Origin of the sequence: Haloplanus aerogenes (assembly GCF_003856835.1) — an archaeon.
Lineage (GTDB): Archaea > Halobacteriota > Halobacteria > Halobacteriales > Haloferacaceae > Haloplanus > Haloplanus aerogenes.
Window position 1 is genome coordinate 366,002 of record NZ_CP034145.1, and the last position, 20,814, is coordinate 386,815.

General features: G+C 68.1%; 23 protein-coding genes. 10 read left to right on the top strand and 13 right to left on the bottom strand.

From position 1 onward, the window contains the following. The 5 genes from DU502_RS01840 to DU502_RS01860 all read left to right on the top strand — a co-directional run bounded on the left by DU502_RS01840 (nt 1) and on the right by DU502_RS01860 (nt 3,352). A complete protein-coding gene (locus DU502_RS01840) occupies nt 1–573 on the top strand; it encodes a DNA-directed RNA polymerase (RefSeq protein WP_121920059.1) in 573 nt (190 codons plus the stop codon). Continuing rightward, a complete protein-coding gene (gene spt4, locus DU502_RS01845) occupies nt 573–770 on the top strand; it encodes a transcription elongation factor subunit Spt4 (RefSeq protein WP_121920058.1) in 198 nt (65 codons plus the stop codon). Before DU502_RS01840 ends, spt4 begins: the two co-directional genes overlap by 1 nt. A 2-nt stretch (nt 771–772) precedes the next feature. Beyond that, nucleotides 773–1,303, top strand: coding sequence for a GTP-dependent dephospho-CoA kinase family protein (locus DU502_RS01850; RefSeq protein WP_121920057.1), 531 nt, complete (start codon nt 773–775; stop codon nt 1,301–1,303). Nucleotides 1,304–1,376: 73 nt separating this feature from the next. After that, nucleotides 1,377–1,703, top strand: a complete 327-nt coding sequence (locus tag DU502_RS01855; protein ID WP_121920056.1) for a 30S ribosomal protein S24e — start codon at nt 1,377–1,379, stop codon at nt 1,701–1,703. Nucleotides 1,704–1,717: 14 nt separating this feature from the next. Beyond that, on the top strand, nt 1,718–3,352 hold the full coding sequence (locus tag DU502_RS01860; protein ID WP_121920055.1) for a bifunctional N(6)-L-threonylcarbamoyladenine synthase/serine/threonine protein kinase: 1,635 nt from the start codon (nt 1,718–1,720) through the stop codon (nt 3,350–3,352). On the opposite strand, the gene DU502_RS01865 is transcribed toward DU502_RS01860, so the two are convergent. After that, nucleotides 3,349–3,666, bottom strand: coding sequence for a hypothetical protein (locus DU502_RS01865; RefSeq protein ID WP_121920054.1), 318 nt, complete (start codon nt 3,664–3,666; stop codon nt 3,349–3,351). The genes DU502_RS01860 and DU502_RS01865 overlap by 4 nt on opposite strands. Nucleotides 3,667–3,796: 130 nt before the next feature. Between DU502_RS01865 and DU502_RS01870 the strand changes: the two genes are divergently transcribed. Beyond that, on the top strand, nt 3,797–4,762 hold the full coding sequence (locus DU502_RS01870) for an AAA family ATPase (RefSeq protein ID WP_121920141.1): 966 nt from the start codon (nt 3,797–3,799) through the stop codon (nt 4,760–4,762). Here the strand turns inward: DU502_RS01870 and DU502_RS01875 are convergent. The 4 genes from DU502_RS01875 to DU502_RS01890 all read right to left on the bottom strand — a co-directional run bounded on the left by DU502_RS01875 (nt 4,759) and on the right by DU502_RS01890 (nt 11,087). Then, nucleotides 4,759–6,291, bottom strand: coding sequence for a hypothetical protein (locus tag DU502_RS01875; protein ID WP_121920053.1), 1,533 nt, complete (start codon nt 6,289–6,291; stop codon nt 4,759–4,761). The genes DU502_RS01870 and DU502_RS01875 overlap by 4 nt on opposite strands. A 112-nt stretch (nt 6,292–6,403) precedes the next feature. Then, the gene (locus DU502_RS01880) at nt 6,404–7,726 is read right to left on the bottom strand and encodes a DUF58 domain-containing protein (protein WP_124896994.1); all 1,323 of its coding nucleotides are present in this window, start codon (nt 7,724–7,726) and stop codon (nt 6,404–6,406) included. Beyond that, nucleotides 7,723–8,391: a DUF7269 family protein gene (locus DU502_RS01885; RefSeq protein WP_449271753.1), complete on the bottom strand. Its 669-nt coding sequence runs from the start codon at nt 8,389–8,391 to the stop codon at nt 7,723–7,725. Before DU502_RS01885 ends, DU502_RS01880 begins: the two co-directional genes overlap by 4 nt. A 5-nt stretch (nt 8,392–8,396) precedes the next feature. After that, on the bottom strand, nt 8,397–11,087 hold the full coding sequence (locus DU502_RS01890) for a transglutaminase domain-containing protein (RefSeq protein WP_121920051.1): 2,691 nt from the start codon (nt 11,085–11,087) through the stop codon (nt 8,397–8,399). 96 nt (nt 11,088–11,183) lie between these two features. On the opposite strand from DU502_RS01890, the gene DU502_RS01895 reads away from it, so the two are divergent. Both DU502_RS01895 and DU502_RS01900 read left to right on the top strand, forming a co-directional pair. Further along, entirely contained in the window at nt 11,184–11,462 is a 279-nt protein-coding gene (locus DU502_RS01895) for a DUF5808 domain-containing protein (protein WP_121920050.1), read from the top strand. Nucleotides 11,463–11,519: 57 nt separating this feature from the next. Continuing rightward, nucleotides 11,520–12,497: a DUF5787 family protein gene (locus DU502_RS01900; RefSeq protein ID WP_121920049.1), complete on the top strand. Its 978-nt coding sequence runs from the start codon at nt 11,520–11,522 to the stop codon at nt 12,495–12,497. On the opposite strand, the gene DU502_RS18050 is transcribed toward DU502_RS01900, so the two are convergent. From DU502_RS18050 to DU502_RS01935, 8 genes are all read right to left on the bottom strand, one after another. Continuing rightward, nucleotides 12,490–12,651, bottom strand: a complete 162-nt coding sequence (locus DU502_RS18050) for a hypothetical protein (protein WP_158601152.1) — start codon at nt 12,649–12,651, stop codon at nt 12,490–12,492. The genes DU502_RS01900 and DU502_RS18050 overlap by 8 nt on opposite strands. A gap of 22 nt (nt 12,652–12,673) precedes the next feature. Next, nucleotides 12,674–13,498: an MBL fold metallo-hydrolase gene (locus tag DU502_RS01905; RefSeq protein WP_121920048.1), complete on the bottom strand. Its 825-nt coding sequence runs from the start codon at nt 13,496–13,498 to the stop codon at nt 12,674–12,676. Between the two features lie 55 nt (nt 13,499–13,553). Further along, on the bottom strand, nt 13,554–13,781 hold the full coding sequence (locus DU502_RS01910; protein WP_121920047.1) for a hypothetical protein: 228 nt from the start codon (nt 13,779–13,781) through the stop codon (nt 13,554–13,556). 74 nt (nt 13,782–13,855) lie between these two features. Further along, nucleotides 13,856–14,557, bottom strand: coding sequence for an ABC transporter ATP-binding protein (locus tag DU502_RS01915; RefSeq protein WP_199722690.1), 702 nt, complete (start codon nt 14,555–14,557; stop codon nt 13,856–13,858). A 2-nt stretch (nt 14,558–14,559) separates the two neighbouring features. Further along, nucleotides 14,560–15,273 (bottom strand): ATP-binding cassette domain-containing protein, encoded by a 714-nt coding sequence (locus DU502_RS01920; protein WP_199722689.1) that lies wholly within the window; start codon nt 15,271–15,273, stop codon nt 14,560–14,562. Next, nucleotides 15,270–16,277 (bottom strand): branched-chain amino acid ABC transporter permease, encoded by a 1,008-nt coding sequence (locus DU502_RS01925; RefSeq protein ID WP_121920046.1) that lies wholly within the window; start codon nt 16,275–16,277, stop codon nt 15,270–15,272. Before DU502_RS01925 ends, DU502_RS01920 begins: the two co-directional genes overlap by 4 nt. Continuing rightward, nucleotides 16,277–17,137, bottom strand: a complete 861-nt coding sequence (locus tag DU502_RS01930) for a branched-chain amino acid ABC transporter permease (protein ID WP_121920045.1) — start codon at nt 17,135–17,137, stop codon at nt 16,277–16,279. Before DU502_RS01930 ends, DU502_RS01925 begins: the two co-directional genes overlap by 1 nt. A 12-nt stretch (nt 17,138–17,149) precedes the next feature. Further along, complete coding sequence (locus DU502_RS01935; protein WP_121920044.1) at nt 17,150–18,487, bottom strand: substrate-binding protein; 1,338 nt, start codon at nt 18,485–18,487, stop codon at nt 17,150–17,152. Between the two features lie 69 nt (nt 18,488–18,556). Between DU502_RS01935 and DU502_RS01940 the strand changes: the two genes are divergently transcribed. Further along, nucleotides 18,557–19,816 carry a Zn-dependent hydrolase gene (locus tag DU502_RS01940; protein WP_121920043.1) on the top strand — a complete coding sequence of 420 codons (1,260 nt, stop codon included), beginning with the start codon at nt 18,557–18,559 and terminating at the stop codon, nt 19,814–19,816. 48 nt (nt 19,817–19,864) lie between these two features. Beyond that, the gene (locus DU502_RS01945; RefSeq protein ID WP_121920042.1) at nt 19,865–20,806 is read left to right on the top strand and encodes a nitrilase family protein; all 942 of its coding nucleotides are present in this window, start codon (nt 19,865–19,867) and stop codon (nt 20,804–20,806) included. The last annotated feature ends 8 nt before the right edge of the window (nt 20,807–20,814 follow it).

Here is a 20,814-nt window from a genome sequence, read left to right on the forward strand (position 1 = left end):
ATGTACAAACGGGTACGACTCAAGGACACGGTCGAGGTGCCCCCGCGGCACCTCGCCGACGTGACGCCCGAGCGGGTGAAGCGCCTGCTCCAGGACAAGCTCGAAGGACGGATGGACGAGGAGGTGGGGAGCGTCGTGAGCGTCATCAACGTCCACGACATCGGCGACGGCGCCGTGTTACCCAACCGCCCCGGTGTCTACTACGAGGCCGAGTTCGACGCCATCACCTTCGACCCACAGATGCAGGAGGTCGTCGACGGGACGGTCGTCGAAGTCGTGGAGTTCGGGGCCTTCGTCGGGATCGGTCCCGTCGACGGTCTGCTCCACGTCTCCCAGATCTCCGACGAATATCTCGCCTACGACGGCGAGAACCAGCAACTCGCCTCGACGCAGACGAACCGGACCCTCGGTGTCGGCGACGAGATTCGGGTACGCATCGTCACCAAGAGCGTCGACGAGCGCAACCCCCGCGACAGCAAGATCGGACTGACGGCGAAACAGCCGGGCCTCGGCAAACACGGCTGGCTCGAAGAGGAGCGACAGGAGCGCGAGGCCCAGATGGAGGGTAACTGATGGCCGAGGACCGCCTCGCCTGCCGTGAGTGTCACTTCATCAACGACCCCGACACGCAGACCTGCGCGAACTGCGGGTCGTCGAGCCTCACGGAGGACTGGGCGGGCTACGTCATCGTCACCCATCCCGAGCGCTCCGAGGTTGCCGACGAGATGAACGTCTCCAACCCCGGCGGCTACGCGCTCAAGGTCCGCTAACCGTGCTCGAACTCCCCGACGACCTCCGGGGAGCGTTCAAGGACCCGCTGGGTTCCGTCTTCACCGACCCGAACGACCTCCTCGCGGCCGACGGCGCCGGCCGACCCCTCGTCGCCGTCGGCGACGTGGTCACGGTCCACCTCCTCGACGCCGGCCACTCCCCCGACGTGGCCCTCGTCGACGGCAAGACCGAACGCGAACGCGTCGACGAGTCGATCAGCCGGCGCCTGCCAGACGCCGACATCGAGGTGGCGAACCCCCCGGCCACCCTCTCGCGGGCGCTCCTCGACGCACTCCTCGACGCGCTCGACCGCGACGAACCCACCGTCATCGAAGTCGACGGCGAGGAGGATCTGGCCGCGCTTCCGGCCATCCTCGCCACGCCCGAGGGCGGCTGTGTCGTCTACGGCCAGCCCGGCGAGGGGATGGTCCTCGTCCCCGTCACCGACGAGACGCGGTCGCTCGCCCGCGACCTCCTCACCCGAATGGACGGCGACGTGGACGCCGCGCTCGCGCTCCTCGACGCTCGTTGAGCCCGCCGCGACGCCTGTCGCACGCTTCGTAATCCTTTTGTCCAGTTCGAGACCACGTATGAGTAACTGAACGATGGATATCGACATCATCGAGGAAGACGAGAACCCCATGTTGCATCGGACGGACGTTCGATTCCAGATCACGCACGACGAAGCGACGCCCTCGCGGCTCTCCGTTCGTGACAGTCTCGCGGCCAAACTGAACAAGGACTCCGCCGAAGTCGTCGTCCACAAACTCGACACGAAGTTCGGGATGCGGAAGACGGTCGGCTACGCCAAGGTGTACGAGAGTCCGGATCACGCTCGCGACGTGGAACAGGATCACATGCTCGACCGAAACAAGATCAGCGCCGACGGCGAGGACGCCGACGAGGCCGACGCGGAAGCCGAAGAGGCCTGATCGGGCCACACGCAATGCGCATCCTCGGCATCGAGGGGACGGCCTGGGCGGCCAGCGCCGCGGTCTTCGAGTACGATCCCGACGACCCCGCGCCCCTCGACGCCGACCAACCCTTCATCGAAACCGACGCCTACCAGCCGGAGAGCGGCGGCATTCACCCGCGCGAGGCCGCCGAACACATGGGCGAGGCCATCCCGGCGGTCGTCGAGTCGGCCCTCGACGCCGCCGACGGCCCCATCGACGCCGTCGCCTTCTCCCGCGGCCCGGGGCTCGGCCCCTGCCTCCGCATCGTCGGTACCGCCGCCCGCGCCCTCGCTGGCACACTGGACGTGCCGCTCGTCGGCGTGAATCACATGGTCGCCCACCTCGAAATCGGACGGTACGGCTCCGGATTCGACTCCCCCGTCTGTCTGAACGCCAGCGGCGCCAACGCCCACTTGCTCGGCTACCACGACGGTCGGTATCGCGTCCTCGGGGAGACGATGGATACTGGCGTCGGCAACGCCATCGACAAGTTCACCCGTCACGTCGGCTGGTCACACCCCGGCGGACCGAAGGTCGAAGAAGCGGCGAAAGACGGCGAGTATGTCGACCTCCCGTACGTCGTCAAGGGGATGGATTTCTCCTTCTCCGGCCTCATGAGCGCCGCCAAGGCCGAGTACGACGAGGGGACGCCCGTCGAGGACGTGTGTTTCTCGCTGCAGGAGACCATCTTCGCCATGCTGACCGAGGTGGCCGAACGCGCCCTCTCACTGACAGGGTCGGACGAACTCGTCCTCGGTGGTGGCGTCGGCCAGAACGAGCGCCTGCGTGAGATGCTCTCGACGATGTGTGCCGACCGCGGTGCCGAGTTCTACGCGCCCGACCCGCGCTACCTCCGCGACAACGCGGGCATGATTGCCGTCCTCGGCGCCAAGATGCTCGCCGCCGGCGACAGCCTGACTATCGAGGAGTCGGCGGTCGATCCCAACTTCCGGCCGGACGAAGTTGACGTGACGTGGCGAGCGGACGAAGCGTCGGTGGCGTTCGAACCCATGGAGACGGCCGAGCGGCAGGGGGCGGAGGCCATCGTCACCGTCGAGAGCGTGGAGCCACGCTCCACGGAGGCCCGGACGCAATCCGGCGCCCGCGTGATCAAGCGCCGCCTGCCGAAGGCGTACCGCCACCCGGCTCTCGACGAACGCCTTCGCCGCGAGCGGACGGTCGCGGAGGCCCGTCTCACCAGTGACGCCCGTCGGCAGGGTGTACCGACGCCGGTCGTCCGCGACGTGGACGTGGCCGAGGCGACGATCACGTTCGACCGCGTCGGCGACCGCGACCTCGGTGCTGCGCTCACGCCCGACCGCGCCCGGATGGTCGGGGCCCACCTCGCACGGCTCCACCGCGCGGGAATCGTCCACGGCGACCCGACCGTTCGGAACGTTCGGGTCGACGACCGATGCTACCTCATCGACTTCGGCCTCGGCTACCACAGCGGGCACGTCGAGGATCACGCCATGGACTGTCACGTCTTCGGCGGGAGCGTCCGCGGGACGGCGGGCGACACGGACGCCGTGCTCTCGGCGTTCGAAGCCGGTTACGCCGAGGCCGGCGACGAGGCCGTCCTCGACCGTCTGCGCGAGGTCGAGGGGCGGGGTCGGTACACCTAACAGTCGCTCTCGGCGGCGGTCGGGCCGTCGGTGAACAGTGTCGTCAACTCCGACCAGTAGCGACTCCAGGCGTCGACACACAACCGGACCGTCGTCGGATCGTCGGCCCCCTCTGCGTCGAGGGGGGTCACGAGGCGGCGGTCGTCGACGACGCTCAGACACTCGGGACAGCGCGTGCGCTGGTGGTTACCGACCGTCCGAACGCGCCAGTCACCGTCGACGGGACTGGCGTGGCCGCAGTCCTGACAGAACAGGACCGTCTTGCGGCCGCGTGCATCGTCGGCCGACGGCGCCGGCAAAGGGGAGGGACTCATCACTCACGATAGGTGCTCGAGCAGGATAATTCTGGCGCTAGACAGTCTAATTCGGTTGATAATGAATGATACGGTGTCGGCGTCAGAGCTTTGTGCGAACGCCTCCTGCCCGACAGTCGTGACCGATTCGATGGGAATCGACGCGGCGACGGACGCGTGTCGTGACATCGTCGACCGCGTCGGCGAGGCCGTCATCGCCGACCGGACGTTCTTGGAGACGGTGGTGACCGGAATGCTCGCCCGCGGCCACGTCCTCGTCGAGGACGTTCCCGGCACGGGCAAGACGTTGACCGCCATCGCGCTCGCGGATGCACTCGGCTTGGAGTTCAACCGCATCCAGTTCACGCCCGACCTCCTGCCCAGCGACATCACGGGCACGCACGTCTACGACGAACACGAGGGCACCTTCCGCTTCCAGCGCGGCCCCGTCTTCGCCAACGTCGTCCTCGCCGACGAGATCAACCGCGCGCCGCCGAAGACCCAATCCGCACTGCTGGAGGCGATGGACGAGGGACAGGTGAGCGCCGACGGCGAGACGTTCGACCTCCCCGAACCTTTCTTCGTCATCGCGACGCAGAATCCCGTCGAACAGGAGGGGACCTTCCGCCTCCCCGAGGCCCAGCGTGACCGCTTCATCGTCAAGGTCTCGATGGGCTATCCCGACCGTTCGGGCGAACTCGAACTCATCGACCGCCGAAGCAACCGGACGACGACGAAACCCCGGGTCGACAGCGTCGTCGACGCGGCGCAGGTGACTGCCCTCCGGCAGGTGCCCGAAACCGTGACCGTCGAGCGCGAGGTGCGTGAGTACCTCGTCGACCTGGCGCGGGCCACCCGCGAAGATGGACGGGTCGAGATCGGCGTCTCACCCCGCGGCATCCAGCGATTCTACGAGGCGGCGCGCGCACACGCCGTCGTCGCCGGGCGATCCTACGTCGCGCCCGACGACGTGAAAGCCGTCGCGCCCGCGGTGCTGACCCACCGCCTCGTGTTGACCTCGGAGGCGTCCATCCGCGACGTGGACCCCGCGAGCGTCGTCGAATCCGTCCTCGACACCGTCGAGGTGCCGGCGGCGACGGCGGAGACGGACGACTAACCCCGCAGGACGCCCAGCAGAATCACCGCTCCTGCGACGGCGGCCACCGCGCCCACGAGGACGCCGTCGGCCATCCCCACCGTGCCGACGACACCGAGCGCTAGCCACGCGATGCCGACGCCGACAGTCGCCACCGCGACGCTCCCGACGGCGCGGACGGCCTCGATCCGTCCCGCTGACTGCGGGCCGAGATCCGCGCGCGCCGCCACCCCCTGATCGCTCGCGTCCCACGCGACGACGCCGAGGCCGACGAGGGCGAACGTCGCGAGCGCCGGCGCCGATCCGACGCCCAGCACCACGCCACACAGCGTCAGGCCCGCGCCGGCCAGCGCCCCACTACTCCCTCGCGTCGGCACGAGACCGACGCCCGCGCAGACGACCAGCGCCAGCAGGGTCGCCGTCAGGCAGCCGAGCGCGACGGTCACCGCCCCGAGCACCACGCCCGCTGGCGAGAGCGTCGCGAGCAATTCGGTCGCGACGAGTCGGGCCGCGGGCGGGAGGCTCTCCACGAGCCCGCGAAGCGCCCCGCCGGCGCCGAACGCCACCAGGAGCACCAGGACGCCGCCGGTCGTCGCCGGGAGCAGCCGACCCAGCACCGGCGCCACCGATCCCGTGACGGCCTGCAGGAGACGACCGACGAGGGCCAGCGTCGCGGCGACGGCGCCGACGAGGAGAAGTAGGACCCGCGGCCCCGTCGGCGCCACCAGCGCCCCGAGACCGACGACCGGCAACGTCTCGCGGACGACCGGAAACACCGTCAGGAGGCTCGCACTCGCCGCGATCACGCCGTACTTCACCGCCACACGCAAGTCCGCGTCGAGGCGCTCGACCGCCCGTCCGACCGCCTCGCGGCGCTCCCGCGGCGCCAGTTCCGTGATCGGGAGCGTCGATAGCGCCGCTCGACCGGCCAGCGCCGTGGCGACGAAGAGGACGAAAACGGAGAGTAGCGACACCGTCGGCCCGCCGGGCGACAGCACCGGATCGAGGAGTGCCCCGAGGTCGACGGCCGGCGCCGGGAGCGCGCCGAGCGCGTCGAATCGCGCGAGGAGGATCGCGCCGAACGCCGTCCCGACGATGGTCGCCGTCGCCAGCGCGGAGCGGTGGACCCGCCGGACCGCCCCCTCCCCGATGCCGTCACCGAGCGTTCCGGTCGCGCCGAACGCCGCTAGTCCGCCGCCGCCGGCGAGGGCGACGGCGGGGAGTACGGCGCCCACGTCGCCGCCCGCGGCCGCCCCGAGGACGCCACGCCCGGCCGCGACGAGGGCGATGCCCGCGACGGCGCCGAGGGCGATCAGTGGCGTCAGCGCGGCTCCCACGGCCGCCCACGCCGGCCCCTCGCGGGCGCGACAGAGCGTCGCGGCACCGAGCGCGACGCCCGTCGCCGCCATCAGCGCCACGCCGGCGGTGGCCCGCCCCGTTGCGGCCGCGACGAGCAATCCCGCGCCGACCGTCAGCGCCACGACCAGACTCGCGGGGCGCGAGGCGCCGGCGCCGAACGGCGTCCGTTCCTCCTGCTCCGCCGCTGTCATCGCACCGCACCTCCCGCCTGCAACGTCCGGGCCAGCGCCACCGGCAACCGCTCCTCCCGATCCCAGTCGACGACGGTCGCCCCGACCGGGGCGCCCGTCGACTCGCCCACCGTCATCGCGTCCCTCCCGCCTGCAACGTCCGGGCCAGCGCCACCGGCAACCGCTCCTCCCGATCCCAGTCGACGACGGTCGCCCCGACCTCTCGCATCCGGTCGAGTCGAATCCCTCGCTCCAGCGCGAGCGTCCGGCCGCCGACCGACTCCGGCGTCACCGCCGGCGAGAGGACGGTCGTTTCGTGGCCGTGGGTGCGGATCGTCTCGACCATCGACGCCACCGCGTCGTCGAGTGCCGGCGTGCAGAGAATCACCTGCGCCGTCGCGGGGAGATGGCCGAGGAAGCGGACGAGGGCGGCGTCGCGTCCGCCGTCGGTCGTCGCTCGCGTCGTCGCCGCCGGCGTCGTCCGCGCGGTCACGGCCTCCTCCGCTCCCGTCGCGGCGGCGTTGCAGACGGCGGCCGCGTGGGCCGCGAAGCCGTCGGCGTCGGGCGGCACCCACGCCGGTCGGCGGCCGGTGATCGGATCGGCCGGCCCGAGCGCCCCGACGCCGACGTGGTGCCCCTCGTCGCGGAGGACGCGCACGGCGAGCGTCCCGGCGTACGCACACAGCGTCGCGCCGGTGGGGAGCGACGCCCCGGCGGCGACGTGGTTCGGGTCGCGCCCGTCGATCAACACCGCCACCCTCGCCGCGCGCTGTTCGCGGTACTCGACCGTCGAGAGCTCGCCCGTCTTGGCGTAGCGCCGCCAGTTGATCCGGCTGACCGGGTCGCCGGCGCGGTAGTCGCGGGTGGCGTGGAACTCGACGCCGACGCCGCCGGTGTCGGTCGCCAGCGACCCCGAGAAGGCGGTGGTCCGGCGCCGAAGCGGCACGTCCTCGGCGTCGATCCGACATTCGAACGCGCCGGGGCCGTCGGCCTCACGGGTCGTCTCCGCGACGACCGTCCCGCTCACGCTCGACGCCCGCAACCGGACCGGCTGGAAGGCGTAGCGACCGCGGTTCGCGGTCAGCGTGTACTCGGCGGTCACCGACTCGCCGGGCCGGAGCGCCGCGCCCGCGCTCGCCGCTCCCTCGCGGATCGCGAGTTCCTCGGGTACGCCGTCCCGCACCCGCAGATCCGGCAGGATCGACGCCCCGACGTTCGTCACCGTCAGCGTCACCTCGACCGGCTGTCCCGGGAGCGGCGTCTCCGGTCGAACCTCGCGCTCGACCCGCACCTGTTCGTCGAGTGGCTGGAGCGTGGACAGCGCCCCCTGCACGACGAACGCGAGCGGCACGATACCCGCGAGCAGGAGCGTCGGCGTGCCCGTGCCGACGCCGACGGAGACGAGCAGGACTGCCGCGGCAACCAGTCCCTGATACCGGCGGACGCGACGGATCACGACGACCCCTCCAGTGCCCGGCGGAGCGCCCGGAGCCGACCACCCCGCGACGACGGCGGCGCCTCGTATCCCGATAGCCGCTCGGCACACGCCTCCTCGACGGCCGCGAGCGTCCGTTCGACCCGCCGCTCGTAGGCGCGGCCGGGATAGAGCCACGCGTACAGGCGGTGGTACCACGGGTAGTCGACGGCAGTGGTAGTGGTGAGGAAGGCGGCCGCGTACCGGTCGTCGGTCCACTCTCCTCGGTCGACGTACGCTTCCGCCGCGTCGTGGTCCTCCTGTTCGTGCCGGTGACTTTCGACGACCACCGCGCGGAGCCGTCGGCGGAGGGGGTCGTCGCCGCCAGCGTCGGGACCGCCGTTCTCGACCGCCCGCTCGTACCGCGCCGAGAGTTCCGCGCCGGCGACGGTGACTGGTCGTCCCGGCGTGTCGTTCGGACCGTCCCCTATCGGCGTCTCGCCGTCCGGCTCGGAGAGCCACGCGTACAGCAGGCCCAGGACGCCGGCGACCGATCCGGCGAACGCCAGTGCGAGGCCGCGGTCGACGCCGAGCGTGTCGAGCGGCTCCCGAACCCCCGCTGGGAGCGTCCCCGGCGCGAACCCGTACCAGACCGCGAAGACGACGCCGCCGACGGCGACGGCGACGGCGAACCGCCGCCACGTCATCCGACTCACGACCGCTCGCCTCCACGGAGCGTTTCGCGAACCCTCCGGACCGCGTCGCGGGCGCGGGCGAGGCGGTCGTCGTCCGGCGCCAGTCGCCCGTATTCGGCGTCACGATACGCGTCCGTCAGGGCACGGATCGGCTCCGCCGGGAGTCCGCGGTCGACGGCGTAGCGGGCGATTTCACCCGGCGTGCGCGTCCGTGCCCGCGGTGGCGCGACGAGGGCGACGAACTCCCGCCAGAGGTCGCGCAGCGTCGCCGTCGACGCCGCGTCGCCCTCGCTCCCGGACGCACTCGCGCCACGCGAGTCGTTCCCGGCCGGCCCGGTCTCCGCTCCCGACTCGCCACGCGACAGGAGGCTGGCCAACCACGCGCGCAGCCACCGGACGAACCGGCGCGGGTGGAGTCCCGAGAGCGCCGACAGCCCGTGGATCGCGAGTTGTCGCGGGAGCGCCGCGAGGTGTACCAGTCCGCGACGGATCGCCTGCCCCGCACGCACGAGGAGGTCGGCCGCGCGGACACAGACGGCGACCGCCCACGCGGCGAGTCGTGCCACCCCCGTCGCGGCCGCGTGTGCCGCGCCCCGACCGGTGAGGCCGCGCCGTCGTCCCTCGCGCCACAGGAGGGTGAGCCCCCCCAGCGCGAGCAGTCCGACGAGCGCCGCGTTGCGACCGAGGGGGAGCGTCGTCCGCGCCGCCGTACTGTCGTGCCGGACGACGACAGCGGCCGATCCCGACATCGGGAGCGACACGTCGAGCGTGCCGTTCTCGGTCGTCGTGCCCACCGCGCGTCCGCCCACCGACACCTGCGCGCCACCGACCGGCGTCCCGTTCCAGGTCGTCCGGATCGTCGCCGGCCCGCCCGGAAGCGGGAGCGAGAGCGGGGCGTCGACCGAGAGGTTCAGCGCCGGCGAGCGGTCGGGGGTCGAAGTCGGTGTCTCGGCCCCCGCCGGGCGGACCTGGAGTGTCGTCGTCGCGCCGACCGACTCGCGCTGCACGGCGAGGCGGTGGCTCCCCGGCGCGACGCCGTCGAGCGAGAAGCCGAGGCGGCCGTCCGCGCCCGTCGTCCCCACGCGTTCGCCGTCGAGGGTCACCGCCGCCTCCCGGACGGGGACGTCACGAATCGTCGCGACGACGGTGACGCCGCCGCCCGCGACGGGCGTCCCCTCGACCGACAGCGTGACGTTCGTGTCGCTGCGGTAGGTCCGCGAGGAGTGGTTCGTCCCGTCGTGGTCGGCGGCTATCGGCGGTCGGTCGGGGCTGGCGTCACGGCGGGCGGGGAGCGCCTCACCGCCGGCCCACAGGTCGGCCGCCGTCGCCGTCGTCTCTCCCTCCTCGCCCTCGTACTTCGTCGCCGCGTCCGGCGGCCGAGCGGTCACGGTGAACTCCGCGGCGTAGGGCAGTTGGGTCGTCACCGTCCCGGCCGCTCCGGTCCAGCCGACCCGCTCGTCGTTGATTTCGACCGGTGCGCCCACGACCGGCGTGTCGTTTTTCTCGACGGTGATCGCCACGTTCGCGCCGGCGACGGCCGAGCGATTCAGCGAGATGTCGTACGGCGGCTGGGGATTTTCGACCGGGAGCCGGCCGGAGCCGGTCGGATCGAAGCGTACCCAGCCCGTATCGGGGAAGAACACCTCGACCCACGCGTGTCCCCGGTCGGCGGTGACGAGATACTGGTTCTCGCCCACGCGCTCGCCCGGCGCGTAGCCGACGACGTACCGCGCCGGAATCCCCTGCGTCCGCAGCATGACGACCATCGACGTGGCGTAATACTGGCAGTAGCCCGACTCCATCTCGAAGATGAACTGGTCGGCCACCGGCTCCCCCGCCTCGTGGCTGGCGTTCAGCGAGTAGGGTTTCTGCTGGAGCCAGTCCCGAATCGTCGTGGCTTCGTCGTACGGCGTCTCGTCGCCCGCGGTCAACTCGTCGGTGAACGCGCCCACTCGTTCGGGAGTCGTCTCGGGAAGCTGTGTGTACCGCCGCTCGATCCGGTCGGGGTAGTCGGTGCCCGCGGCGCGAAGCGTCGCCGAATCGCCGGGCGGCGCCGCGCTCCGGGCCAGATACGTCGTGCCTGCAGGGAGGCGTCGCGTCGCGCGGACGCCACCGACCGACGACGCCTCGACGCCTGCGCTTCCGTTCGCCACCTGGACCTGGCTCGGCTGCCACGCCGTCGGGAGCGACGACGAGGGGACCAGAAGCGTGACGCGGTAGTCCATCGACCGCCCTGCGGCCGTCTGGGCGTCGTTGGGGACGCCTCGGTCGATGGACTGCCACCGCGGCGAACTCGCCCACGTCGATCCGGTGTATCTCGTGTACGCCGTCTGGCGCCAGTACGTGTTCGTCGGTCCCTCGACGACGAACTGCGGGGTCTGTGCCAGCGACCGGCCCATCGACTGCGTGGAGCCGATCTGCGTCTCCGCCGGTGGCTGTGAGAGGGGAACGCCGCTCGGCGACCCACCTCCCAGCGCGCCGCCTGGCGGCGTGCCGCTGCGTCCCTGTTGGCCGGGTGTCGTCGGCGCCTCGGCCGTCGCCGTCCCCCGTTCGCTCGGTTCGCCGCCCGTCCCGCCGAGGCCGGCGCCCGGGAGGAGCGCCGCAGCGACGACGAGCGCCGCGACGACGGCTAGCGCGAGCGCTATCTCGCCGTATTCGACCCCGGTGCCGTCGGAGTCATCCGATCCTGACCCCCCGGATTCACTCATTGCCGATACTACAGGTCGGCCGTCCCCGACAATAACGCTGTTCCCGACCACGCGGGAGCCGAAACGATTTATCCCGGGGAACCGTACGCATCTCCCATGGTCGACAAGCCGCAGTCAGGATCGATTCTCGGTATCCCGTACAACTTCGAACGCCCGAGCCTCGGCCGCCTGCTCTCCGCGCACTGGAAGCCCGGCGAGGGCATGGTCGTCGAGAAGCCCTTCGGCATCGGCTACACGCTCAACCTGGCGAACTGGCGCTCGTGGATCGTCGTCCTCGTCGCCGGCGCCCTCCTCTGGCAGGAACGTGGCGGCCGCGACGGCCTCGACACCGACGACGACACCGACGACCCCGTCGAAGTCATCGTCGACGACTGATCGGGATCGTCGTTCAGTCGGCGGATTCTCGCCGACCTGATCCGGCGAGAATTCCGCATGATTCACGACAATCGCGACAGCGTGTCGGAGTACGCGTTCGAACTCGCGCTCTGTACCCACCTCGAACGAACCCGTGAGTGGGTACTCGGCCGGCAGATCGGCGCCTCGGTCGCCGACCCCGGCGCCCGGATCGTCGACGTCTGTGCGGTGGTCCCCGGCCCTGCGTTCGACCGCCGCGCCGCGATCACGAACGAGACGATTCCGCCGCGAGCCATCGAGAGCGGCGTGGGGCCCGGCCGCGCCGTCGACCCTTCCGACGCCTTCGACTGCGCGCCCGGTCACGCTCGCCGTATCGCCGACCGCGCCGTCGAGGTCGGCTTCTTCGAGGCCGAACGCCGCGGGAGTCGCCGGCACGTCCGCGCGACGACCCGCTACCCCGACTGGTTCGACCGCCTGATCGGCATCGAGAACAAACCCGACCTCGGGCGCCCCGGCGACCTCCAGCGACAACTCCGGTGTGACACCGCGCTCGGTCTCTTCGACATCTCCATCCTCGCGACCGAGAGCTACGTGACCGGCGCGCACCTGAACCGTATCCCGGAGTCGGTGGGCGTCTGGCGGTTCGTCGACGGCGACCTCACCGTCGTCCGCGAACCGACGCCGCTCGATCCGTCGACGCCGGGGATCGAACCGCTCGCGGAGCACCCGCTCCGGACCGACGTGGCGGTCGTCTCGGCGGCCGAAAAGGCGCGGAAGCGCCGCGCCATCGCCGAACGCGCCTACGGCAAGGGATGGCGACCACGCGACTATCCCGGGTGTGCGTCGATGTGTCCGACTGCGGACGGCCGCCCCCACTGTGCCGCGTTCGACCGCGTCGTCGATCCTGCGAGCGAGTGCGGCAAGTCGTGTTCCCGGTTCGACCCCGCCGATCCGCCCGCCGTCGACCGGGCGGCGTTGCGCGACGACCGGACGCCGTGGGTTGCCGATCCCGAAGGCGTCCGGCGCCGACAGACGGGGCTGGATCGGTTCACCTGAGTGCCGTCACCGCCGCCACGAGAACGGCGAGCACGAGGCCGGCGACTGCTGCCCGCTGTGGGTCGGGCGTACCGAGGAAGAGTAGCGAGACGCCGATCCAGACGAGTGCGCCCGCGAGGCCGCTGGCGGCGCCGCGGCCGAGCGTCGAGATCATATCGGCCTATCGCCCCGGGCCCTTAAAGGTCGTACTGCTCGCCGTCGACGGCCAGCGGTTCCTCGAACGCCTCGTCGGCCGGATAGTAGTGTGCGAGGTGGACCAACCGCGTCCGCTCGGCGTCGAGGTCGGCTGCGAGGTCGAGCGCCCCCTCGCGGGTCATGTGTTTCGTCCCGAACGTCCGCGGTACCCCTTCGTCGTCGTGGTGTTTGCCGCCGAACGGGTGGTGTTCGGCCGACGATGCGGGGACGATGGCGTCAGCGAGGAGGAGGTCGGGAGCCGCCAGTGCGTCCCGCGACGCCTCGGGGATGCCGTAACTCGTGTCGCCGGTGAGCGAACATTTCGCGCCCGTCTCGGGGTCCTCGACGACGACGCCGTAACACAGGAGCGGTGGGTGGTCGACGGGGACGAACCGTACGTCCAGCCCACAGACGCGGAAGCGTTCGTTCGGGGCATGATCGTGGACGCTCACCCGGTCGAGGTAGTCGTACTTCCGGCGGATGGTGCCCGCGACGCTCTCGTCGGTCACGGGGTCAACCTCGCCAGTCGCGTGGACGGGCAGGTCGTCGAACAGGCGGTAGGCGTTGCCTAACCCGTCGAGGTGGTCGAAGTGGATGTGCGTCACCAGCGCGGCGTCGGGCAGTGGCACGTCCTGTGTGAGAAACTGGTGGCGGAAGTCGGGGCTGAAGTCGATCAGAAGCGATTCGCCGGTCCGCTCGTTCTCGACGTGGACGGAGAAGCGCGAGCGTTCGACGCCGAGTTCGCGTGCCCGTTCGCAGGTGTCGCAGTCACAACCCACGGTCGGTGTGCCCGTCGTGTCTCCCGTCCCGAGTAGCGTCACCCGCATTCCCTCGGCGATTGCAGTCCGTCTGTCTTATACTGTCCGACGTACCTTCGTCGGCTCAGCGGTCGCGGCGCGACCGGTCGCCCCGGTGGCCGTGTCCGACGACGAGCGCAACGGCGTTACACAGGAGCAGGAGGCCGATCCGGGGCGGCGATGCACCGACGGCGAGCAAGCCGATGGCGGCAAAGGGGAGGGCAACGGCGCTCCAGAAGGCGGTGGCGCGGGCGGCGCCCTCGGCACGGGCGGCGGCCGAGCGAGCACGGGGGGTGGAGACGGAGGGGACCATATTTGTTCGTGTGCTCGACGGTGCAAAAGGGTACGCAAAACGAAAGCCTCTGTTTGAGTCTCAGTCGGTCGCCGTCAGATACCGATGTGCTTCTGGATGAGTCCTTCGTCCTGCAGTCGGCGGATATCGCCCTCTTCGACGATCCGGCCGTTCTCGATGATGTACCCCCGATCGGCGACTGAAGACACGAGTTCGATGTTCTGTTCGACGATGACCACGGGCACGTCTTCCTTTCGGTGAATCTCCGGCAGAATCTCGCCGATCTGCTTGACGATCGACGGCTGGATTCCTTCGGACGGTTCGTCGAGGAGGATGAGTTCGGGGTTCGTCACCAGTCCACGTCCGATGGCCAGCATCTGCTGTTGCCCGCCGCTGAGCGTCCCGCCTTTCTGTTCGAGCCGTTCCTCGAGGATCGGGAAATACTCGTACACTCGCTCGCGGTCGAGCGGTGTTCGGCCGGTAGCGGCGTAGGTTCCCATTTGGAGGTTCTCGTCGACGGTGAGATCCGGGAAGATCTCTCGCCCTTGTGGGATCAGGGTGATCCCGCGCCGTGCACGCTCGTGTGGGGGGCTGTCGGTCACATCCTCACCGTCGAAAGTGATTGTCCCCGAGTCGGATTCGAGGACGCCCGCGATCGCGCGAAGGAGCGTCGTCTTCCCCATCCCGTTGCGTCCGAGCACCGCGAGGATCTCGTCGTCGCTGCAGTTCAGCGAGAGATCGTTGATGATCCGTGTCTCCCCGTACGATACGTTTAGCGCGTCGATTGTAAGCATCATCGTCATCCACTCCCCAAGTACACGTTCTGCACTTCCTCGTTCGATTCGATATCTTCGACGCTACCCTGCGCGAGCACTGACCCCTGATGGAGAACAGTGACCGTCGAGGAGAGTTGGCGGACGAACTCGATGTCGTGTTCGATGGCAATGATGGAGACCCCTTCGGCGTCGTTGATCGAGGTGATCAGATCCGCGGTCTTCATCGTCTCTTCGGTCGTCATTCCGGCTGTCGGCTCGTCGAGGAGGATGAGCTGTGGATCGTTCGCCAGTACCATCCCGATCTCGAGCCACTGTTTCGTGCCGTGATCGAGCTTTCCGGCCGTTTCGTCGACGCGTTCGGTCAGTCCGATCAGATCGAGTAGCTCCGTCAGTCGCTCGTCGGCGTTCGGTGGCTTGTCCTCGCCGAACGCAATTCGGATGTTGCGCCGAACGCTCATTTCGTTGTACACCGAGGGTGTCTGGTACTTCCGGACCATTCCTCGGCGGGCGATTTCGTTGATGCTCTGGCCCGTGATGTCGTCGCCGTCGAAGTAGACGGTGCCGGAGTCGGGCTTGATAGCGCCGGTGATGAGATTGAAAAACGTCGTCTTACCGGCACCGTTCGGACCGATGACACATTCTATGTCGCCCTTTTCCATCTCGTAGTTGAGATTATCCGTCGCGACGACGCCGTCGAACTCCTTGACGAGGTTGTCGGTCTGTAGGATCGTGCTCACAGTTTCTCACCCCAGTCGTAGCGCTCAGCGAGATAGCCGACTACCCCTTTCTTGAACGTCACCACGACCGCGATGAAGATCAGGCCGAGGATGAGGATGTAGCGATCCGCGAGGGCAGAACTCAGCCCGGTCGATGCGGCGTTGACGAGGAGCCCACCGGTTATGGCGCCGAGCAGGAGGTTCCGGCCACCGACCGCGACCCAGATAACAACCTCCGTCGAGAGGACGAATCCGGTCAGCGGCGGCGAGACGAACTGTGACAGTGTTGCGTACAGCGCGCCCGCGATGCCGGCAAGCGCCCCAGAGACGGTGAACACTTGCGTCTTGTAGCGAGCGGTGTTGTAGCCGAGGCTCTTCGTCCGTTCCTCGTTTTCCTTGATGGCGAGGAGCGTCTCCCCGAAGTCGGAGCGGACGATCCGTCGGCAGAGGGCGTATCCACCGACGAGCGCCGCGAAAGCCACGTAGTAGAACACCCGGTCGTTGGCGAGTTGATAGCTGAACACCCCCGGAATCGACACCGCCATCCGGGGGAGGTAGATTCCGTTGAATCCGCCGAAGATGCTCGATACGCTGACCGCCAGCTGTTCGAGAATCACGGACAGTGCGAGGGTGATGATGACGAAGTAGACGTCTTTCACGTCGGAGTAGAACAGGAACCACCCGAGTATGGCGGCGATGGCGCCAGTAACTAGCGGAGCCAACACCAACGCGACGTACGCCGGATTGAGACCCGGGACGAACGTATACTTGAACGACCACGCCATGACGTACGCCCCGAGTCCGAAGAATGCGGCCTGCCCGAAGCTGAGGATACCGACGTACCCCCAGAGGAGGCCGAGGCTCAATGCCATGAGCGAGAACAAGTAGTACTGGGCCGCGAGGAAGGCCAGATATGGCTGGAGTACGACCGGCAGGAAGAGCCCGACGACAGTCGCGCCCAACAACACTTTCTCCGACATCGACGCTTGGTACAATGCCCCTTTCGTTCGATCGATATACGACATTATTGTCCTCCGAACAGTCCCTCGGGTTTGATCCGAATGACGATGATTGCGAACGCGAACACGACCGTCTGTGCGAACGTCTGGGAACTCACGAACGAGAGTGCCGCTGCGGACCCGCCGATGAGACCGGAGCCGCCGAGCGTCCCGGCGAGTAACTGCCCCGTTCCACCGACGATGACCACGAAGAAGGACTGGACGAGATAACCCAACCCAGTCCTCGGGTCGGCGCCCACGATCGGCGAGACGGCTGCCCCGGCGAGCCCCGCCAGCCCGGCTCCGATCATGAACGTCACCATGTAGACGAACCGAACGTCAGTACCGAGCATCCCGGCCATCTCGTCGTTCTGGATCACCGCTCGGGATTTGATGCCGAAATCGGTGTATTTGAACGTCACGTACGTGACCACGAGGAGCACGATGGCCAGTCCGACCAGGAGGATGCGATACTGTGGTAGATTCGCACCGAACACCTCGACCGGTGTGGAGTAGGGGTTCGGAACTGACTGTGCACTCGTCCCGAAGATGACTTTGATCAGTTCTTGGATCACCAGCGCGAATCCCCACGTCGCCAGCAACGTGTCGACCGGGCGCTCGTAGAGGCGATTGATGACTGTCCGCTCCATGATCAGCCCGACGAGCGCGACGACGATCGGTGCAATGACGAACGCGGTCCAGAGGCTGAAGCCTGCATTCGTCACCGTGTACGCGACGTACGCCCCGACAGTTATCAGCGCACCGTGGGCGAGGTTGATCACGCCCATCATCCCGAAGATGATGGCGAGTCCGAGCGCTGCGACGATCAGAATTGACGTGGCGAACAGGGTCTGACTGATGATACTGGCGAAATCGAGCGCGAGCATCGATCGGCCGAGTTAGTTACCCTTTCCGAGCGGGAATTCGCAGTTCGCCGTCTCCGGTGTCACCGACTCCTGCTTGTCGATGATCTCGAACATCCCCTCGAAGTCGTTGGTGTCCGACCAACTCTCGGGCACGCGCGTCAGATACGACGGTAGGACCATCTGATGGTCTTTCTCGCGCATCTTCAACTCGCCCTGTGGCCCGGTGTGCGAGAGTCCTTCGAGGCCGCCGATGATGTCGTCGGTGTTGACCGACCCAACCTCGTTCGCGGCCTTGGCGAACATGTGGCCAGCGTTGTACATCGCGGCGCCAACCGTGTCCATGCCCGCGTTCTCGCCGTACTCCGACTGGACCTTGCTGACGAACTGCTTGTTCAGTTCCGTGTCGATGGTGTGGAAGTAGTCGAAGCTCACGTACGTCCCGTGGGCGGCCTGTGGTCCCTTCCCCTGGGTGGCGAACTCCTCGTCGTCGACCGTCCAGTACGTGAATTCCTCGTTGAGGCCGCGGCTGTAGAACTGCTTGGCGAACGCGATGGTGTCCGTTCCGGTGAGGGTTCCGAACACGATGTCGGCGTCCGAGTTAGAGATGCGCGAGAGCACCGATCCGAAGTCGGAGGTGCCGAGCGGGATGTACTCCTCGCCGACGACGTTGCCGCCGAGTTCTTGGAGGTTGGCTTTCACCCGCTTGTTCGTGAAGCGCGGCCAGACGTAGTCCGACCCGACCATGTAGAAGTTGCTCCCGTGTTCGGAGGTCATGTGGTCCATCCACGGTGCCGCCTGCTGGGAGGGGACGATGCCGAACATGAAGAGCAGGTCGTTACACGTCCCCGGGAAGTTCTCTTGATCCTGACCCTCGTAGAAGGTGGGGTAGAGCAGCACCTTGTCCTCTTGGGTCACGACCGGTGCCGCGGCGTTTCGCGAGGCACTACTGAACGTACCGGCGACCACATCGACGTTGTCCTGTCGGATCACTTTCTGTGCCTTCTCTGTCACCGTCTTGGGGTCGGTCTGGGTGTCCTCGACGATGACCTCCACGTCGCGCCCGTTGATCCCCCCGTTCGCGTTGACTTCATCCATCGCGAGTTCGAAGCCACGGCGGTGAGCCTTCCCGTACACCGTCCACGCGCCGCTCAGCGGTGAGAGTACACCGACCCGTACCGGTCCGGAACTTCCGCCACCACCGCTCCCGCCGAGACACCCGCCCAGTGCAGTCAGTCCAGTTGTCGCCGCTCCGCTCTGTATGAGTCGCCTCCGACTCAATCGCGTTGTCCGATTCTGCCCATCGTCATTACGTGACATACCCTGACGATGTATTACCCACATATACATTTTGCCCACTAGCTGAGACGACATCTGCCCCGTAGAACCACCCCACCGAAACCCACAGATATCCTTTTGCACGCCGCCCGAGCAGTACGACCTGTGACCTCCCAATCTTTCCAGATACGCGCGGACCGACTCCGGACCGACATCGAGACGACGGGAGCGTTCGGTGCCGTCGACGCTTCGGAGGGGCGGGGGCGGACTGTCCTGACCGGATCGACGGCGAACCGGAACGCCCGTGATCGGCTGGTCAAACGCTTCGAAGAGGCGGGTCTCGAGGTTCGTGTCGATGCCGTCGGCAACATCGCCGGCCGCTGGGTGCCGCCAAGCGCCGACCCGACGGCGGCACCCGTAGCAGTCGGAAGCCACCTCGACTCCGTTCCTCGCGGCGGCATCTTCGACGGCCCACTCGGCGTCTACGCCGGCCTCGAAGCCGTCCGAGCCATGCAGGACGCCGCCCGCACTCCCGAGCGACCGATCGAGGTCGTCTCGTTCACCGAGGAGGAGGGTGTCCGGTTCGCCGACGGGCTCCTCGGTTCGTCCGTCGCCAGCGGGCATCGGTCCGTCGAGGACGCGCTGACCCTCACCGACGACGACGGAGTCACCCTCTCCGACGCGCTGGCCGACATCGGCTACCGCGGCGACGGCCATCTCGACGCAAGCGAGTGGGACGCGTGGCTCGAACTCCACGTCGAGCAGTCGACACGTCTGGAGGATGCCGGCGTGCCAGTCGGCGTCGTCACCACTATCGCGGGAGTGACACACGGTGAAGTAACTGTCACGGGCAGCGCGAATCACGCCGGGTCGACGCCGATGGCCGAGCGAACCGACGCGCTGACTGCCGCGAGCGAATTCGTCCTCAGCTTGGAAGCGGCGGTAACCGCCGACGAACGCCCCGAGACGCTGGTCGGGACCGTCGGTCAACTCGACGTCGAGCCCGGCGCCGTGAACGTTATTCCGGGTGCCGTCACCGCCAGCCTCGACGTGCGCGACACCGACGCCGCGGTCATTGAGGACGTGATCGACGGTGTTCGCGCGGAACTCGACCGCCTCGAAGCCGACCGTGGCGTCATCACCGACCTCCACCGGGACTTCACCGCTGCACCGACCGACATGAGTGAGCGACTCCGAGACACGGTCCACGCCGCCGCTGACCGTCTCGGTATCGACACGCTCGATTTACACTCCGGCGCCTTCCACGACACGATGTACGTCGCCGATGTTACTGACGCCGCTCTCCTCTTTGCCCCTTCTCGGGATGGCATTTCGCACAGTCCTCGCGAGTGGACCGACTGGGACGACTGCGCGACGGCGACTGCAGTCTTGGCCGAGACGCTCGCAACGCTGAGCGGTGCCTGAGTTGCTCCGAGGTCAACGCTTTTGCGTTCCGCGTCCGTACGATTTGGTATGTCACACCCTAACGCAGTAGAACGGGACGAACCGACGGTCGACGAACGGGAACCGGGCCGCGAGTCGCTCGTCACTATCGCCTGTGCACAGTTCGAGCCCCGGGTTGGGGATCTGGAGGGCAATCGGGAGAAGTCCTGCGAGTTCATCGAGGACGCCGCGGAGCGTGGTGCGGACTTCATCGTTCTGCCCGAACTCGCTAACTCGGGCTACGTCTTCAACTCCCGCGAGGAGGCGCGCTCGCTCGCCGAACCCATTCCGGAGGGGAAGACGGCCCAGCGGTGGATCGACCTCGCCGAAGAGTACGATGCGTACATCGTTGGTGGCTACTCCGAGCAGGACGGCGACCTGCTGTACAACTCCTCTATCCTCGTCGGTCCGGACGGATACATCGGCACCCACCGGAAGGTTCACCTCTGGAACGAGGAGAAACTCTGGTTCGAACCCGGTGACGAGGTCACGGTGTTCGAAACGAAGATCGGTCGCATCGGGATGCAGATCTGTTACGATCAGTGGTTCCCCGAACTGACGCGCATCCAAGCGGGGAAAGGCGCCGATATCATCGCCGAACCCACCAACTGGGTGCCGATCAACGAGTACGAACAGTCCGGACAGATGGACGAGGACGAACTCGCCCGGGCGAACTACCTCGCCGTGTCGAACGCCCACGTCAATACGGTGTGGTTCGCCTGTGCCGACCGCGTCGGCACCGAACGCGGCCAACCGTTCCTCGGCCGCAGTCTGGTCGTCGATCCCGCGGGCAACCCCATCGCCGGACCGGCAAGCCAAGAAGACGAGGAACTGCTCGTCGTCGAGGACTGCAACCTCATGGACGCCCGAAAAATGAAGACGTGGAACGACCACAACGTCATCCCGCGGGACCGTCGGACCGACCTCTACGACGAACTCTGTGGCTACGAGGACGACCCACACGCCTTCTGACCGTCCGA

Bases quoted from the DNA above. Each gene is read 5' to 3' on its own strand.
- DU502_RS01840 (WP_121920059.1), top strand. From the start codon at position 1: ATGTACAAACGGGTACGACTCAAGGACACGGTCGAGGTGCCCCCGCGG.
- spt4 (WP_121920058.1), top strand. From the start codon at position 573: ATGGCCGAGGACCGCCTCGCCTGCCGTGAGTGTCACTTCATCAACGAC.
- DU502_RS01855 (WP_121920056.1), top strand. From the start codon at position 1,377: ATGGATATCGACATCATCGAGGAAGACGAGAACCCCATGTTGCATCGG.
- DU502_RS01860 (WP_121920055.1), top strand. From the start codon at position 1,718: ATGCGCATCCTCGGCATCGAGGGGACGGCCTGGGCGGCCAGCGCCGCG.
- DU502_RS01865 (WP_121920054.1), bottom strand. From the start codon at position 3,666: ATGAGTCCCTCCCCTTTGCCGGCGCCGTCGGCCGACGATGCACGCGGC.
- DU502_RS01870 (WP_121920141.1), top strand. From the start codon at position 3,797: ATGGGAATCGACGCGGCGACGGACGCGTGTCGTGACATCGTCGACCGC.
- DU502_RS01875 (WP_121920053.1), bottom strand. From the start codon at position 6,291: ATGACAGCGGCGGAGCAGGAGGAACGGACGCCGTTCGGCGCCGGCGCC.
- DU502_RS01885 (WP_449271753.1), bottom strand. From the start codon at position 8,391: ATGACGTGGCGGCGGTTCGCCGTCGCCGTCGCCGTCGGCGGCGTCGTC.
- DU502_RS01890 (WP_121920051.1), bottom strand. From the start codon at position 11,087: ATGAGTGAATCCGGGGGGTCAGGATCGGATGACTCCGACGGCACCGGG.
- DU502_RS01895 (WP_121920050.1), top strand. From the start codon at position 11,184: ATGGTCGACAAGCCGCAGTCAGGATCGATTCTCGGTATCCCGTACAAC.
- DU502_RS01900 (WP_121920049.1), top strand. From the start codon at position 11,520: ATGATTCACGACAATCGCGACAGCGTGTCGGAGTACGCGTTCGAACTC.
- DU502_RS18050 (WP_158601152.1), bottom strand. From the start codon at position 12,651: ATGATCTCGACGCTCGGCCGCGGCGCCGCCAGCGGCCTCGCGGGCGCA.
- DU502_RS01905 (WP_121920048.1), bottom strand. From the start codon at position 13,498: ATGCGGGTGACGCTACTCGGGACGGGAGACACGACGGGCACACCGACC.
- DU502_RS01910 (WP_121920047.1), bottom strand. From the start codon at position 13,781: ATGGTCCCCTCCGTCTCCACCCCCCGTGCTCGCTCGGCCGCCGCCCGT.
- DU502_RS01915 (WP_199722690.1), bottom strand. From the start codon at position 14,557: ATGATGCTTACAATCGACGCGCTAAACGTATCGTACGGGGAGACACGG.
- DU502_RS01925 (WP_121920046.1), bottom strand. From the start codon at position 16,277: ATGTCGTATATCGATCGAACGAAAGGGGCATTGTACCAAGCGTCGATG.
- DU502_RS01930 (WP_121920045.1), bottom strand. From the start codon at position 17,137: ATGCTCGCGCTCGATTTCGCCAGTATCATCAGTCAGACCCTGTTCGCC.
- DU502_RS01935 (WP_121920044.1), bottom strand. From the start codon at position 18,487: ATGTCGTCTCAGCTAGTGGGCAAAATGTATATGTGGGTAATACATCGT.
- DU502_RS01945 (WP_121920042.1), top strand. From the start codon at position 19,865: ATGTCACACCCTAACGCAGTAGAACGGGACGAACCGACGGTCGACGAA.